Annotated in this window: 11 protein-coding genes and 1 tRNA gene; 4 read left to right on the plus strand and 8 right to left on the minus strand. The window is 32.6% G+C overall.

Annotated features, from left to right (window positions below):
• Positions 1–2 precede the first annotated feature (2 nt).
• From DWW96_RS05615 to DWW96_RS05635, 5 genes are all read right to left on the minus strand, one after another.
• On the minus strand, positions 3–983 hold the full coding sequence (locus DWW96_RS05615) for an ABC transporter substrate-binding protein (RefSeq protein ID WP_117909645.1): 981 nt from the start codon (positions 981–983) through the stop codon (positions 3–5).
• A gap of 263 nt (positions 984–1246) precedes the next feature.
• Entirely contained in the window at positions 1247–3199 is a 1953-nt protein-coding gene (gene ligA / locus DWW96_RS05620) for an NAD-dependent DNA ligase LigA (RefSeq protein WP_117909646.1), read from the minus strand.
• A gap of 31 nt (positions 3200–3230) precedes the next feature.
• Entirely contained in the window at positions 3231–3965 is a 735-nt protein-coding gene (locus DWW96_RS05625; protein WP_117909648.1) for a pseudouridine synthase, read from the minus strand.
• Between the two features lie 83 nt (positions 3966–4048).
• Positions 4049–4663 carry a thiamine diphosphokinase gene (locus DWW96_RS05630; protein WP_117909650.1) on the minus strand — a complete coding sequence of 205 codons (615 nt, stop codon included), beginning with the start codon at positions 4661–4663 and terminating at the stop codon, positions 4049–4051.
• A 45-nt stretch (positions 4664–4708) separates the two neighbouring features.
• On the minus strand, positions 4709–6049 hold the full coding sequence (locus DWW96_RS05635; protein ID WP_117909651.1) for a hypothetical protein: 1341 nt from the start codon (positions 6047–6049) through the stop codon (positions 4709–4711).
• A 223-nt stretch (positions 6050–6272) separates the two neighbouring features.
• Here DWW96_RS05635 and DWW96_RS05640 point away from each other — a divergent pair.
• From DWW96_RS05640 to DWW96_RS05650, 3 genes are all read left to right on the plus strand, one after another.
• Positions 6273–6344: transfer RNA gene (locus tag DWW96_RS05640), tRNA-Arg, on the plus strand.
• A 222-nt stretch (positions 6345–6566) separates the two neighbouring features.
• Positions 6567–7745: an ISL3 family transposase gene (locus DWW96_RS05645; protein WP_117909653.1), complete on the plus strand. Its 1179-nt coding sequence runs from the start codon at positions 6567–6569 to the stop codon at positions 7743–7745.
• Between the two features lie 189 nt (positions 7746–7934).
• Positions 7935–8168, plus strand: coding sequence for a hypothetical protein (locus DWW96_RS05650; protein ID WP_117909655.1), 234 nt, complete (start codon positions 7935–7937; stop codon positions 8166–8168).
• 63 nt (positions 8169–8231) lie between these two features.
• Here DWW96_RS05650 and DWW96_RS05655 read toward each other — a convergent pair whose 3' ends face one another.
• The 3 genes from DWW96_RS05655 to DWW96_RS05665 all read right to left on the minus strand — a co-directional run bounded on the left by DWW96_RS05655 (position 8232) and on the right by DWW96_RS05665 (position 12088).
• Positions 8232–9242, minus strand: a complete 1011-nt coding sequence (locus tag DWW96_RS05655; RefSeq protein ID WP_117909657.1) for a DUF5688 family protein — start codon at positions 9240–9242, stop codon at positions 8232–8234.
• 277 nt (positions 9243–9519) lie between these two features.
• Positions 9520–11343 (minus strand): translational GTPase TypA, encoded by a 1824-nt coding sequence (gene typA, locus DWW96_RS05660; RefSeq protein ID WP_117909659.1) that lies wholly within the window; start codon positions 11341–11343, stop codon positions 9520–9522.
• A 118-nt stretch (positions 11344–11461) separates the two neighbouring features.
• A complete protein-coding gene (locus tag DWW96_RS05665; RefSeq protein WP_243003024.1) occupies positions 11462–12088 on the minus strand; it encodes a YigZ family protein in 627 nt (208 codons plus the stop codon).
• A gap of 381 nt (positions 12089–12469) precedes the next feature.
• Here DWW96_RS05665 and DWW96_RS05670 point away from each other — a divergent pair, with 381 nt between their 5' ends.
• Positions 12470–15052 (plus strand): transglycosylase domain-containing protein, encoded by a 2583-nt coding sequence (locus DWW96_RS05670; RefSeq protein WP_022088338.1) that lies wholly within the window; start codon positions 12470–12472, stop codon positions 15050–15052.
• The last annotated feature ends 63 nt before the right edge of the window (positions 15053–15115 follow it).

A 15115-nucleotide genomic window follows, 5' to 3' on the forward strand; every position in this document is an offset into this window, starting at 1 on the left:
ATTTAATTTCCTTCCACATTATCAAATGCTATTTCACTTATGCTTTCAGGTCCTTTATCGAGGAAATCTTCTTCTACCATAAAGTCAGATAACTTCATAACGCCCTGAAGCTTTGTTGAAAATACTGACGCATCATCAGTTAACCAAGATACAATTTCTTCCTGCGATGCATCGTAATAATCTTTTAAAATATCTGCTGTTTTTTCAGGATTATCATTTATAAATTCAATTGCTTCATCCATTGCCTTACAAACTGCTTCATATAACTTTGGTCTTTCTTCTTTTAATTTTTCTGTTGCAACACCTACAATAGTTGTATCTCCTACAGGCCATACACTTTCATCAACCTCAATCTGATGAATTCCCTCTTTGTTTTGTTCCATAAAGCAATACGGTGACATTATCATGTGACACTGAACTGCACCACTTACTAATGATGTATATCCGTCTGCATTTGGCTGTGCTACAAGGTTAGCATCCAATGCATGAGCATCTCCAAGATAAGCCTTAGCTGCCATTGCCAAAACTATATGTGGCTGGCTGTTTATTCCTGTAATTGCTATCTGGTCTTCCTTTGTTATATCCTTTAAAGTCTTAATTTCTTCTTTATTTGTTGATATTCTATAAGGCTGTGATGACATTCCTGCAAAAATCTTATAGGGTGCTCCTGCTTTAGCCCCTGTAATTGCAACTCCTGTTCCTATTGCTCCTACATCAACTGTATTAGAAGTTAATCCTTCGCTGATTGCTGCTCCACCCGAAAGCAACTGCCAATCAATATCAACATTTCCATCATAATTCTTTTCAATAAGTTTCTGATCCTTCATTACTAAAATTGGTGCATATGCAATTCCTGACTGATATGCAACTTTTAAAGATTCAGTACTATCCTTTCCCTGCTTATCGTTGTTCTTTCCTCCACAAGCTGTTAATGATACTACCATTGCAGCTATCATAGCTAATGCTATAACCTTTTTTCTCATTTTTTTCTCCTTCTCACATTAAGTTATTACCTTTTAGTTATATGTATTATAACTTTATTTTCAAATTACCAAATCATTATAACACTTATAATCAAAAAAGCAACAGGAAATTAAAAAAGTTTTTTGTTTAACTTTTCCAATTTTCTGTTGCTTTATATTTTTATAAAATGAGATTGAAGTCAAAAGCCTCAACTTTGATGCCTACGGATTGTTCCGTGCCATACACTCCCACAATCCTACCCAATCATAAAATCCCTTTAGAATTAATTCTGTGCCACTAATTTCATAAATCCCTGTTCATCTATTATTTCAACACCAAGTTCCTTTGCCTTTTTATTTTTTGATGAATTTGAATTTATATCATTATTAATCAAATAATTTGTCTTTCCTGTAACACTACCTGTTACTTTTCCCCCTCTATCTTCAATAAACTTTTTAAGTTCATTTCTATTTGCAAATTCATTTACAGTTCCTGTTATAACAAACGTTTTTCCTTCAAGTACCTGTTCATCATTGCTTTGCTCAATATAAAGTTCAACCTCTAATAATAAATTATTAAGCTTTCTATTGTTTTCTTCATCTGCAAAATATTCAACAAACTTCTTTGCCATAATCTCTCCAACTCTATCAATAGCCACAAGTTCTTCAACTGTTGCATTTCTGATTTTGTCGATAGAATCTAACTGCTTACAAATCATCTTTGCATTTGAAATTCCTATATTAGCAATTCCAAGACTATAGATAAACGAAGGAAGAGTTACTCTTCTGGATTTTTCAACTGCTGCTGTTATATTATTATATGATTTTTCACCAAATCCTTTTTTATTTACTATTTCCTCTTTAAATCTGTCTAAGTGGAAAATGTCAGCAAATTCTTTAATATAACCTTCATCTATAAATTTTTCCAAAGTTTCTTCTGATAGTCCTTCTATATTCATTGCATCTCTTGATACAAAATGAGAAAATGCCTTAACATGTTTTGCAGGGCATTTAGGATTGTCACAATACAAAGTCTTAATTCCGTTTTCATTCTTTATTATTGTATTGCCCATACATACAGGACATTTGTCAGGAATTTCTACATTTCCACTTTTTGTAAGATTTTCTGCAATCTGCGGGATAATCATATTTGCTTTATAAACTAAAATACTATCACCCACACCAAGTTCAAGTTCTTCCATAATACTTACATTATGAACACTTGCCCTGCTAACAGTTGTCCCTTCAAGTTCAACAGGTTCAAACACAGCCACAGGATTTATAAGACCTGTTCTGCTTGCACTCCATTCAATGTATTTTAATTTTGTTTCGGCCTGCTCATCTGCCCATTTGAATGCTATTCCATTTCTAGGAAATTTTGCTGTCGAGCCAAGAGATGCTCCATAAGCTAAATCATCATACATTAATACAAGTCCATCTGATGGAACATCAAATGTCTTTATTTTTTCTGCAAAATATTCTACAGCCTGCTGCATATTTGCTTCAGTTACCTCTTTATGTTCTACAACCTGAAATCCCTGTTCTTCAAGCCATTTCATCTGATTTGCCATAGAATTTCCAAAATCTACTCCCGGAGCACTAATCAGGGCAAATGCAAAAAAGTTTACATTTCTTTTTGCAGTTATCTCATTGTTAAGCTGACGTACTGAGCCCGAGCATAAATTTCTGGGATTTTTATATTTTGCATCCGCATCCTCTATTGTGGCATTTATTTTTTTAAAATCCGAATACTTAATTACCGCTTCTCCTCTTAGCACAAGCTGTCCCTTATATGAAATATTAATTGGAATATTTTTAAATGTTTTAGCATTATTTGTAATTACTTCTCCTACAATACCATTTCCTCTTGTAACTGCCTTTTCAAGAGTTCCGTTATTGTATGTTAAAACTACAGTAAGTCCATCTAGTTTCCATGACAAAAGTGCTTTTCTTTCTCCTGCAAATGAAGCAAGTGTTGCTACATCCTTTGTCTTATCAAGAGATAACATAGGACTTTCATGTGTTTCTTTTTGTAATTCACTAATAACCTCGTAACCTACATTTACAGTAGGGCTATTTGCCAATACAATGCCTGTTTCCTTTTCAAGTTCTACTAATTCATCGTATAACCTGTCATATTCAATATTAGGCATAATTTCTCTGCTCTCCTGATAATATGCCTTTGAAGCTTCGTTTAAAAGCTCAACTAACTCCTTTATTCTATCTAACTGCGCCATTTTATTTACCTTTCAAAATTATTTATAATTTTTATTTTCTAAAACTTTCTGCCATTGTTTCAAATTCTTCTTTTGTCACATCTCTATAACTTCCAATTGGAAGATTTCCTAACTCGATGTTCATTATACGGATGCGCTTTAATTTTACAACCCTATAACCTAATGCCTCACACATTCTTCTAATCTGTCTGTTAAGCCCTTGTGTAAGAACTATTGAAAACATATTTTTCTTTAATCTGACTACTTTACAAGGTCTTGTAACCGTATCTAATATTTCAACTCCACTACTCATCTTTTCAACGAATTCATCTGTTATCTGCTTATCTGTCCACACGTGATATTCTTTTTCATGTCCATTAGACGCTTTTAAAATGCTATTAACTAACGAGCCGTCATTTGTCATTAATATTAATCCCTGTGAATTTTTATCCAAACGTCCCACAGGATAAATTCGCTTTGAATAATTTACAAAATCAACAATATTATCTTTATTATTCAAATCTGTTGTACATTCTATTCCAACAGGCTTATTAAGTGCTATAAGTATTCTTTCGTCTTCTCTTGAAACCCTTTGTCCATTTACAACAATATCGTCATTTATAGTCACTTTTTGTCCCATTAATGCGACTTTACCATTAACAACTACTTTACCTGCTTCAATAAGTCTGTCCCCTTCTCTTCTTGAACATACTCCTGCATCACTTAAAAATTTATTTAACCTTATTAATTCGTGTTCGTCTTTTACTTCTTTCTTTTTATTATCCATATCATGTTCCTTTATAATGAAAAACGCCGGGATTATTCCCAACGCTATTTACATTTTTCTACATCTATCTTATCACCAATATTTTAACGGTCATAAATAATTAAAAGTGCACCTTTTTTCACTTCAATACTTACATCATTTCCCACAAATGTATTGCTTACTGCAAGTGGATAATCATTTGTCAAAGTTCCATCTTTAAGTTCATACTTTGCTCCTAAAATAGAAACTCCTTCCGCTTTATCACCTAAAGCAAAAATGGACAGATTTACGCAAATTCTATTTTTTAATATGATTTTAGAATCATTTATTACGTTGTAAACTCTATCGCTATCTACCATACGCATATCTGCACCTTTTTTTGCACCATAAAGCAAAGTCTGTATATTTGCAAATGTATGGTCAGCTCTTCCACCTGTACCACCGTAAATTCTAATATCTGTATATCCTAGCTTAATAGCTTCCATAACGGCAATCATTGTATCTGTATAATCTTTTTCTACTTGAAAAGTCTTTATATTTAATTCATCAGGAACATAACCTAATGAATCAAAATCTCCTAATGTCAAATCAGGACTAATTCCTAATTTTTTAACAATCTTATATCCGCCATCCACTGCTATTACATAATCATTTTCTTTTTTTGTAAAATTGGTGCCGGTATTATCTCCGGCACCAACTATATAGCATATATTATTCATTTTGTTCTCTCTTTATATATCTCTAAAGTTTCTAATTTTCAAATGCTACTGAGCTGCTCCATCATTTGTACTCTGATTTGCATTGTTCTGAGTTGCAAGTGCATCGTAGAAATTCTTTAAATCTCCATCTGCATTCAATGCATCATTTAATGAATTATTAACTTCCGTATACAATGCTACAACATCATCATCCTGAGAAATCATACTAATATAATCAAGAACTTCTTTGTCTGTAACTCCATTATGAATATAAATATTTCCCGTTTCATCATCTCTGATTACATATAGTATAGAGATTCCAGGTGCAGGAGTTGCAATATTCTTAATCTGTAATGAATATCTTACAAATACTACATATGTGTTAGCATATAATCCATTCTTTGTGTAGCATGTTATATCTGAATATCCTGTTATATAAGATGATTCTTCTGCTAAGCTATCCTCAGTAATACCATCCATATTGTCTACATATTGTGCTAACGCATTAACATCACCTGCTGCCTTTGCCTGATAGTAAAGTTTTACAACATCAGAGATATCTTCATATGAATCTTCCTGTAATGGATTGCTTGCCTGATCATATGATGTTGTTTCAGGTTCGTCATTTTTCTTATAATTTGTTGCGTTAATTCCAACTGCTATAAGTGCAATTACCGCTATAACTACCACAACAATTCCTATTACAGGAATAAATCGGCTAATACCTTTATCGTCATCATCGTAGTCATCATCATCATTTTCTCCATATATTGAATGACTATATCCGGCTTTTTGTTTATTATTCTTAGCACTTTTTTTCTTTTTCTTCTTTTTTCCTTTTTGTTTCTTTTCTTTTTCTTCTTTTTCCTCTTTGGCTTTCTTTGCCTTTTTGGCAGCTTCTTCATCAGCATAAATCTGCTTTAACAATCTACTTACTTCATCCTGAGGTTCTTCTTCCTCCGGCTGCTGTTTCATCACTTCATCTAAATATGCATTATCTAACGTTTCAAGCGTAGCCTCTTCCGACTTAATTTCATCTTCGCTTTCTGTATCATTTATAACTGTATCTGATGTCTGTGATTCAGATACTGTATCTTCTGTTATATCTGTTGATACATCTACCGGATTACCATTCTGTTCTTTATCTATTGAAATTTCATTGCCATCTTCACCCATCATTGTTAATCCGTCAGGTGTATCCTGAAGTTCAACAACTTCTGTGTCATTAGAAATTGCCTGTTCTTCCTGCTTCTGTAATTCCTGCTGTTTTAAAGCTTCTTCTTCAAGTCTTTTCTTCTCAGCTGCTGCTCTTTCTTCTTCAAGCTTAGCTAATCTCTTCTTTTCTTCCTGTTCTCTTTTTAATGCTTCTATATCAAAATCATTTATTCCATTACTTTTAAAGCCCATTATTAAATGCTCCTTGTATTATCTTTGTATTTCTATCGACTTCCTGTTGTCGTTTTCCAATACTCATTGTCCAATACATAATTTTATTTAAATATTTCTATATTATTTTAAACAAAACCTCCTTAAACTATATCAAATTATTTCTCCAAATTCAATACGACACTATTTATTATACAACAAAAATATTTGATATTTTCTTAAGATTCCTGTATTATATTTTTATGCGCCTATAGCTTAGTGGATAGAGCGCCGCCCTCCGGAGGCGGTAACGCAGGTTCGACTCCTGTTAGGCGCGTTTTTTACAAATTCACATTTAACTCAATTATTATTATCCATAATTCGATAATTTTCCATTGTTTTTCACTATTTTCAGTTATAAAAAGCAAAATAAAGGCTCTAAACTTTACTTGGGGGGTAAGGTTTAGAACCTTTTTAAGTTTTAAGTAAAAAAAGTAGGCACAGGAACCTATAACCTTTATAATTAAATCACCACAAAATAACCGAAAGGAGATTGCCTATGCCTAACAATGATTTTATATCAAATATCCTAGAAATAAAAGACTTAATTATAACAAATGTTGAATCATCTCCAGAAGAAATGCATATTTACTTTAAAATTGAACGTCGTGATCACGTTTGTCCATGTTGTGGTGCAGTGACAAATAAAGTTCATGACTATCGTCCTTCAATTATAAAAGATGCACCAATAATGGGTAAAAACACGTATCTTCATTACTCAAAAAGAAGATATCACTGTGATTGCTGTGGCAAACATTTTAACGAAAACTTTGCTTTACTTCCTAAACATTGCAGAATTACAACCAGACTAAATTTTCTTGCAATAAACATGCTTAAGGCGGTGCAAAATGTTTCCGCCGTAGCCCGACAGGTTGGAATATCGCCTTCTACCATTTTTAGAAGAATAGAAGATATTAAATATCCTAAACCTTCTGTTCTCCCACAGGTTTTATCCATTGATGAGTTCAAAGGTAACGCAGGCGGTGAGAAGTTTCAGGCAATACTAACTGATCCGAAAAATCATAAAATATTTGATATTCTTCCTTCAAGAACTCAATATAAACTGAAGGATTATCTATTAGAATTTCAAAACAGAAAAGATGTACGATATTTTATTATAGATATGAACTATGTTTATCGAGACATTGCAGAAACTTATTTTCCTAATGCAAACATAGTCATTGACAGGTTTCATGTGGTCAGATATATTACCTGGGCTTTAGAAAATGTAAGAAAACGTATTCAAAAGGATATGCATCCTTCAAAGCGTAAGTATTTTAAGAGAAGCCGGCGAATACTGTTATCTCATTATTGGATGCTTAACAGCGAAAACAAACAGGCCTTAGAAGTAATGCTCACGCAATCTCATGATCTGGCTGTGGCTTATTATTTAAAAGAGCAGTTTTATGATTTTATGGAATCAAAAGACAAAAATGAAGCTTATAAGAAACTTAGGAAATTTATATTAGCAGCACAGGCAAGCGAGTTAGAAGAATTTAATGCGACATTAACAATGTTATCCAACTGGGCTAAATACATACTCAATTCTTTCGATTGTTCATATTCAAATGGGTTTACGGAAGGAACAAACAATAAGATTAAAGTAATTAAACGAAATGCTTATGGATATAGAAATTTCGAGAACTTTAGGAATAGAATCCTTATGACTTCTGCTTAAAAGAGAAAACACAGTTGTGAACAATAGTTCACAACTGTGTCAAAAATCTTTTTACCCCCACTCTTGACAAAGAGCCATATATTTATTGCATTATGCCTTTTAATTTGATACAATTTAAAAAGAGGTTTTGCTAGGATTTAATTAATATTTTAGTTTACAATGTAAACTATTTATAAAGGAGAATGGACTATGTTTAAGAAATCAAAATTACGTAAAGGTATTAAAAAATGTAAAGATGAAATCACTCTACTTGAATCTAAACGTTCACGTTCACAGTCTGCGATAGTACAGGCTATTCTCGAGCAGCGCGATCCAGATGAAGAAGAGGTTGAATTTTTCAATCAATATACAGCTAAAATTGACGAAGCAAGAAATAATATGTATGCACTTCAGCGTGAATTAGATAATTTAGAATATAGATAGTTTATTTATTTTATACCATAAAAAGGACAACCGTTGTCAAATTAACTGTTGTCCTTTTTTATTTTACATGTATATTCTGTCGTCTCTTCTGCAGTATAAATACATATGATTTGATAAAATTTCAACTGTTTCTAATTCATTTTCATTAACTTCACCAATCATCTCATTTATTTCTTCATCTGAAATTTCATTATCTTTTGGTATCAATATTACTTCATGAACAGAACTTGGAATTATTATTAAATCTTTTTCTATTTTATCCGCAAACTTCTTAAGTAATCCATCATAAAACATCGTTCCTGCACCATTAATTCTTTTTTCATTTGTCAGAACATACATATCAATCTTATCATCATATTTCATTTTTTCAATTTCTTCACGTACATATTCTGACACTTTTTCTTTCGGATGTCCACCATAAGCACAATCTTCTTTAACAAAATCCCATTGTTCCTGTTCATCCTCATCATCCCATTGCATCGAAATATCATTAATAATCATCTCAGCAAGTAAATCTTCCATTCTCATTATAACCGGAGGCATTAATTCAGGTGTATTAGTTAACGCTACTTCTTCAATTTCTTTTTTGCTGACTTGCCACATATCTAAATGTTCTTTCTTAATCATCGCAGTAGCTGAATTATACGCATCTTCTTCTATCACAATATTAAACACAATTGCCAAATCTAAAATATGTAAATGTGGAACAGTCTTAAGCATCTCTCTGTTCATATCGTAATTAATTACTTTATATGCTATTTTATTCTTTATATAGGAATAGTTCATAAAATCTTCCATACTAAAATTTAGTCCACAGGAATTCATAATATACATTTCAAATATCTCATTCGCTATATCCGAAATATCCTTTCCCTGACAAAATTCTTCATAGTAAGATTCCAAATAGATTGTTGGCGTTGCCCGATTTTCATCATTAACAACACTTATAGATTTTAGATGTACATTGTTATTCTTTACTATGTCCCTAATAACAACTCTGCCTGAAAGACCTTTTCTTTCAGCAAGCATTTCAAATTCCCCGTGAATTTTCTTAACAAAATTCTCATAATTCATTGGTTTGTACCCCTTTACACTTAATATCGTGTAATGTTACAAATCATTTATAGCCAAATTGATTTTATTATATTTCCAAATAAAAATCAACTACTTTTTTAATTTTATTTCTGTTTCTACTTTTTAATTTTATTTCTGTTTCATAGCGTGATTTCTTCAAAATTAATAAACTGAAGCCAAACTATGCCTTTCACTTTATTTTCACAAAAATAATAAAACGATTACTCATGACATAAATCATAGGTAATCGTTTCTTATTGATTTGCAAATTATAATTTTATTTATTTCTTTGCGCTCTCTTTCTCATTGTTGGGTCAAGAATTTTCTTTCTAATTCTAAGACTTTCAGGTGTAATCTCTAAAAGTTCATCAGTATCAATATATTCAAGTGACTGCTCTAAGCTTAATACTTTCTTTGGTACAAGTCTTAAAGCTTCATCTGAACTTGATGTTCTTGTATTTGACAAATGTTTTGTCTTACATACGTTAACTTCGATATCTTCTGCTTTTCCTGTTTGACCAACTATCATACCTGCATAAACTTTTTCACCAGGTCCGATAAATAATGTTCCTCTTTCCTGAGCGTTGAATAATCCATAAGTAATAGCTTCACCTGCTTCAAATGCAATTAATGAGCCTTGTTTTCTATACTGAACATCTCCCTTGTATGGACCATATCCGTCAAATACTGTATTCATAATTCCGTTACCTTTTGTATCAGTCATAAACTGACCTCTGTAACCAATTAATCCTCTTGAAGGAATTGAAAATTCCAATCTTGTATAGCCACCATTTGTTGGAGCCATCCCCTGAAGTTCGCCTTTACGGTCACTTAATCTCTGAATGATTGTTCCTGCAAATTCTTCAGGCACATCAATATAGCAGATTTCCATAGGCTCTAATTTCTTACCTCTTTCATCTTCTTTATAAATAACTTCAGCTTTACTTACTGCAAATTCATATCCTTCTCTTCTCATATTTTCGATTAATACTGAAAGATGAAGTTCTCCTCTTCCCGATACTTTGAAAGAGTCTGTTGATTCTGTTTCTTCTACTCTTAGACTTACGTCTGTATTTAATTCTCTAAACAATCTGTCTCTTAAATGTCTTGAAGTAACAAATTTACCTTCCTGACCTGCAAGTGGACTATCATTTACCATAAAATGCATAGAAATTGTAGGTTCTGAAATCTTCTGGAAAGGAATTGCTACAGGATTATCCAATGAGCAAAGTGTATCTCCGATATGAAGGTCTGTAATTCCAGCTATAGCAACAATTGAACCTACTGTTGCTTCCTTAACTTCTACTTTATTTAATCCGTCAAATTCATATAACTTTGTAATCTTAACCTTTTCCATTTTGTCCGGTTCATGATGGTTGACTAAAGCTACATCCTGATTAATCTTTAAAGTACCGTTATCAATCTTACCAACACCGATTCTACCAACATATTCATTGTAATCAATTGTGCTGATTAATACCTGTGTATCTGCATCAGGATCGCCCTGTGGTGCAGGAATATAATCAACGATAGTATCAAATAAGTCTTTCATATCTGTTGTCTGCTTATCTAAATCTAATGTTGCAAATCCCTGTTTTGCTGAAGCAAATACAAATGGGCAGTCTAACTGTTCTTCATTTGCATCTAATTCTATAAATAATTCTAATACTTCATCTATTACTTCTAAAGGTCTTGCTTCTGGTCTGTCAATCTTATTTATACATACGATAACAGGAAGCTGAAGTTCTAACGCTTTCTGAAGAACAAATCTTGTCTGTGGCATTGCGCCTTCAAATGCATCTACAACAAGAACAACACCGTTTACCATCTTAAGTACACGTTCTACTTCTCCACCAAAGTCAGCATGTCCAGGTGTATCAATAATATTAATTTTTGTATCCTTATATGTTACAGCAGTATTTTTTGAAAGAATTGTAATACCTCTTTCTCTTTCAATATCATTTGAGTCCATTACTCTTTCTGCTACTTCCTGATTTTCTCTAAAAACACCACTCTGCTTTAACAATTCATCTACTAAAGTTGTTTTACCGTGGTCAACGTGAGCTATAATAGCTATGTTTCTTACATCTTCTCTAATCATTTTTTCTCTTTCCTACTTAAATAAATCTTTGTTTATTGTATCACAAATGTTCATTTTACCACATAGAAACATCGTTTTCAATAATTTTTACATCTGCCTATTATTATTCTGTCTATTATTATTCCACAACAAATTCCGCTTCTTCTTTTTCTCCAAATACTGCTTTTCCATTTGTCGCTTCTACAACTTTCTTTTCAAATCCGTCATAATCTTCCTTCTTAACCGTGATATCAATTATGACTTTTTCAGTGTAAATTGTATCCATGTTTTTTATTCCCATGCTTGCAGCAATATATTGAATCTTTCCAATGCCATTGTAATCAGTTTCTATTTTTGTTCTTATTCCCTGAATTTTGCATACAATAGAAGCATTTTCAATTCCATCCTGAGAAGATTTTGTATAAGCTCTTATTAAACCACCCGTTCCAAGTAGAGTTCCTCCGAAATATCTTGTTACAACAATTAAAACATTATGAATATCATTTCCTTTTATAACTTCCAGTATTGGTTTTCCAGCTGTACCACTTGGTTCCCCATCATCTGAGAACCTCTGTGTTTCATTATTTTTACCAATTACATATCCGTAACAATTATGTCTTGCATCCCAGTATTTTTTCTTTAATTCTTCTATATATCCTTGAGCCTGCTCTTCCGAATCTATTGCATATACATGCGCTATAAACCTGGATTTTTTATCTACAAACTCACCAACTCCCGGTTTTGCAACTATTTTATATTCACTCATTAAAATACTCCCATAAAATTTTTAAAAATACACCAAATCTAAATTGAGACGGATGGCATATTTAAATAAAATGCATTTGACGCCGTCGGTTCAAAGCGACAGCTATATTTTTCTTAGGAACATAAGTCCTAAGGAAAATATGAGATGGAGGTTTAAAACCGCTACGAGTGTCAAGCAGCGCGAGCGTTTTTTAATTAAATATGCCATCCGTCTCAAAAAGGATTTGGTGTTTTTCTAAATTATTTAGGTATATTTTAATAGGTAATATTTTATATTTCAACATTGTTCTCGATAAATTTATGAATTTTGTCTTATATTTTTCTTTTTTACTTTATAAAAATATATACTTTTGCTATAATGTAGCGGATAGGAGGATTATTTATGAACTATGGTTATAGAGAAACAATATCTAAACAAAAGAATCTTGTTTCAACCGGTCAACGTCTTTCAAAAAAGAGTTTAGTGGTATTTTTCAAGATTTTATTATACATTTTGCTTTTAATATGTATAACGGGATGTGCCCTTGTTTTTGGTATTGTTCGTGGAATTATTGATGCTGCACCTGATATTCAAGATGTATCAATTGTACCTTCTTCTTATTCAACAACTGTTTATAATAATAAAGAAAAGGAAATTGCAAAACTTGTCACTTCCGGTTCTAACAGAATAAAGGTTTCAATTGATCAGGTACCTGATAATTTAAAATGGGCTTTTATCGATACTGAGGATGCCCGTTTTTATGAACATAACGGTATTGATATTCAGGGTATCGGACGAGCTGTTGTTGTAGCAATTACAACTTTAAACCCTTCCGAAGGTGCAAGCACTATTACACAACAGGTTTTAAAGAATAATGTTTTTACTGATTGGACTTCAGAGGAAACTTTAGGTGATCAGGTCAAACGTAAACTTCAGGAACAGTATCTTGCAATTCAACTTGAAAAAGTTACTAAAAAAGAAACTATCCTTGAAACATATTTGAATACAATCAATCTTGGTTCTAATACATTAGGAGTTCAGGCTGCTTCCCATAGATATTTTGATAAAGATGTCAGTGATTTAACTTTATCAGAATGTGCCGTAATTGCCGGAATCACACAGAATCCGGCTGCTTACAACCCTATATATCACCCGAAGGCTAACGCTAAACGTAGGAAGAAAATTCTAAAAAATATGCTAGATGCCAGTCATATAACTAAAGATGAATATAATGAGGCTATGAAAGATGATGTATACAGTCGTATTCAGTCTGTAGATAATCAGATTACTCAGAGCAACAATGTTTACTCTTACTTTGTTGATGAAGTGGTTTCTCAGGTTATGAGCGATTTACAGGAACAAAAAGGTTATACTTATACTCAGGCTTATAACGCCGTATATAGTGGTGGTTTAAAAATTTACACTACTCAGGATTCAAAAATCCAAAAAATTTGCAATAAAGAATTATCAAACGCTGAAAACTATCCCAATACAGTTTCTTATTCCATTAACTGGGCATGGACAATTCAGCACGCTGATGGAACAACTGAAAACTATTCAGAAAGTTACATCAATTATTATCACAAAGTTCTTTTGAACGAATCTTCTTTTAAATTAATTTTTTCAACAAAAGAAGCTGCAAAAGAATGTGTAAAACAATATAAAAAATATTTATATCCTGATGGATTAGCTGATGATGATGTTGAATATGAAACTTTATATTACACTCCTCAACCTCAGGCTTCATTCACAGTTATGGACCAATATACAGGATACGTTAAAGCTATTGTTGGTGGAAGAGGTTCTAAGAAGGTTAGTTTAGGTCTTGACCGTGCTACTCAATCAACAAGACAGCCGGGTTCAACATTTAAAGTTTTATCAACCTATGCACCGGCAATTGATACAATGGGATATACTTTAACTACTAAAATAAAGGATGAACCTTTTAATTATTCTAATGGACGTCCTGTTAAAAACTGGTATAGCGGTTACCGTGGTACTGTTACAGTCAGAAAGGCTATAGCTGATTCCATGAATGTATGTGCCGTAAAAACACTTACAGAAATTACACCGCAACTTGGCTTTGATTATTTATTAAATTTTGGTTTTACAACATTAGTTCAAAACAGAACTGAAAAAGACGGTTCAGTTGTTTCTGATATTCAACAGCCTTTAGCACTTGGTGGTATTACTGATGGTATTACTAATTTGGAAATAACTGCTGCATATGCAACAATCGCAAATCAGGGAACTTATACAAGACCTGTATTTTATTCAAAAGTAGTTGATAGTAACGGAAGAATATTATTAGACAATACTACTCCTACTACACATACAGTTCTTAAGTCATCTACTGCTTCACTTTTAACTCAGGGAATGACAAGTGTTATTACTGAAGGTACAGGTAAAGCATGTGCGCTTACAGACGGAATGCCTGTTTCAGGTAAAACAGGTACAACTTCAAGTGCTTACGACTTATGGTTCTGCGGATATACACCATATCTTACTGCATCAATTTGGACAGGATATGATGAAAACAAGGAGCTTGGTTCCGATCAAGCATATCATGAAAGATTATGGTCAAAAATTATGAGCCAAATTGATCAGGTTAAGGGCTATAAAATTAAGGATTTTGAAATGAGTGATGATGTTGAAGAAGTTACTCTTTGTTCATCATCAGGTGCATTAGCAATCGAAGGCGTATGTCCTCATACTTATACAGAGTATTTTTCAAAGGATACTGCACCAACAAATAAATGTAGTTATCATTATGGTACTCCTAAAAAGACTACTAACGAATCATCTACAGAAGCAACAACCTCAGGGACTGTAACAGTTGGCTCGGCAAATGCTGCTGACAATGCTGCTGACAGAAAGACTTCAGTTTCAAGTGGTTCTTCTGATTCGTCAGGTTCTGATGATGCTAAAGACGGTTCCGGTAGCTCAAATGATGGCTCTTCCGGTTCTAATGGTGCTAAAGAATAATAAACAAAGAACCACAAATAAAACAATGTTTTATTTGAAAATTAAGTTTATAAACTTTGTCTT

Origin of the sequence: Eubacterium sp. AF17-7, from assembly GCF_003461285.1 — a bacterium.
In the GTDB taxonomy this organism is placed as follows: domain Bacteria; phylum Bacillota; class Clostridia; order Lachnospirales; family Lachnospiraceae; genus Eubacterium_U; species Eubacterium_U album.

Coding starts and splice junctions, on each gene's coding strand:
- DWW96_RS05630 (WP_117909650.1), bottom strand. CDS start 4,663: ATGAATAATATATGCTATATAGTTGGTGCCGGAGATAATACCGGCACC.
- DWW96_RS05665 (WP_243003024.1), bottom strand. CDS start 12,088: ATGAGTGAATATAAAATAGTTGCAAAACCGGGAGTTGGTGAGTTTGTA.
- DWW96_RS05635 (WP_117909651.1), bottom strand. CDS start 6,049: ATGGGCTTTAAAAGTAATGGAATAAATGATTTTGATATAGAAGCATTA.
- DWW96_RS05645 (WP_117909653.1), top strand. CDS start 6,567: ATGCCTAACAATGATTTTATATCAAATATCCTAGAAATAAAAGACTTA.
- DWW96_RS05650 (WP_117909655.1), top strand. CDS start 7,935: ATGTTTAAGAAATCAAAATTACGTAAAGGTATTAAAAAATGTAAAGAT.
- DWW96_RS05655 (WP_117909657.1), bottom strand. CDS start 9,242: ATGAATTATGAGAATTTTGTTAAGAAAATTCACGGGGAATTTGAAATG.
- ligA (WP_117909646.1), bottom strand. CDS start 3,199: ATGGCGCAGTTAGATAGAATAAAGGAGTTAGTTGAGCTTTTAAACGAA.
- DWW96_RS05615 (WP_117909645.1), bottom strand. CDS start 983: ATGAGAAAAAAGGTTATAGCATTAGCTATGATAGCTGCAATGGTAGTA.
- DWW96_RS05625 (WP_117909648.1), bottom strand. CDS start 3,965: ATGGATAATAAAAAGAAAGAAGTAAAAGACGAACACGAATTAATAAGG.
- typA (WP_117909659.1), bottom strand. CDS start 11,343: ATGATTAGAGAAGATGTAAGAAACATAGCTATTATAGCTCACGTTGAC.
- DWW96_RS05670 (WP_022088338.1), top strand. CDS start 12,470: ATGAACTATGGTTATAGAGAAACAATATCTAAACAAAAGAATCTTGTT.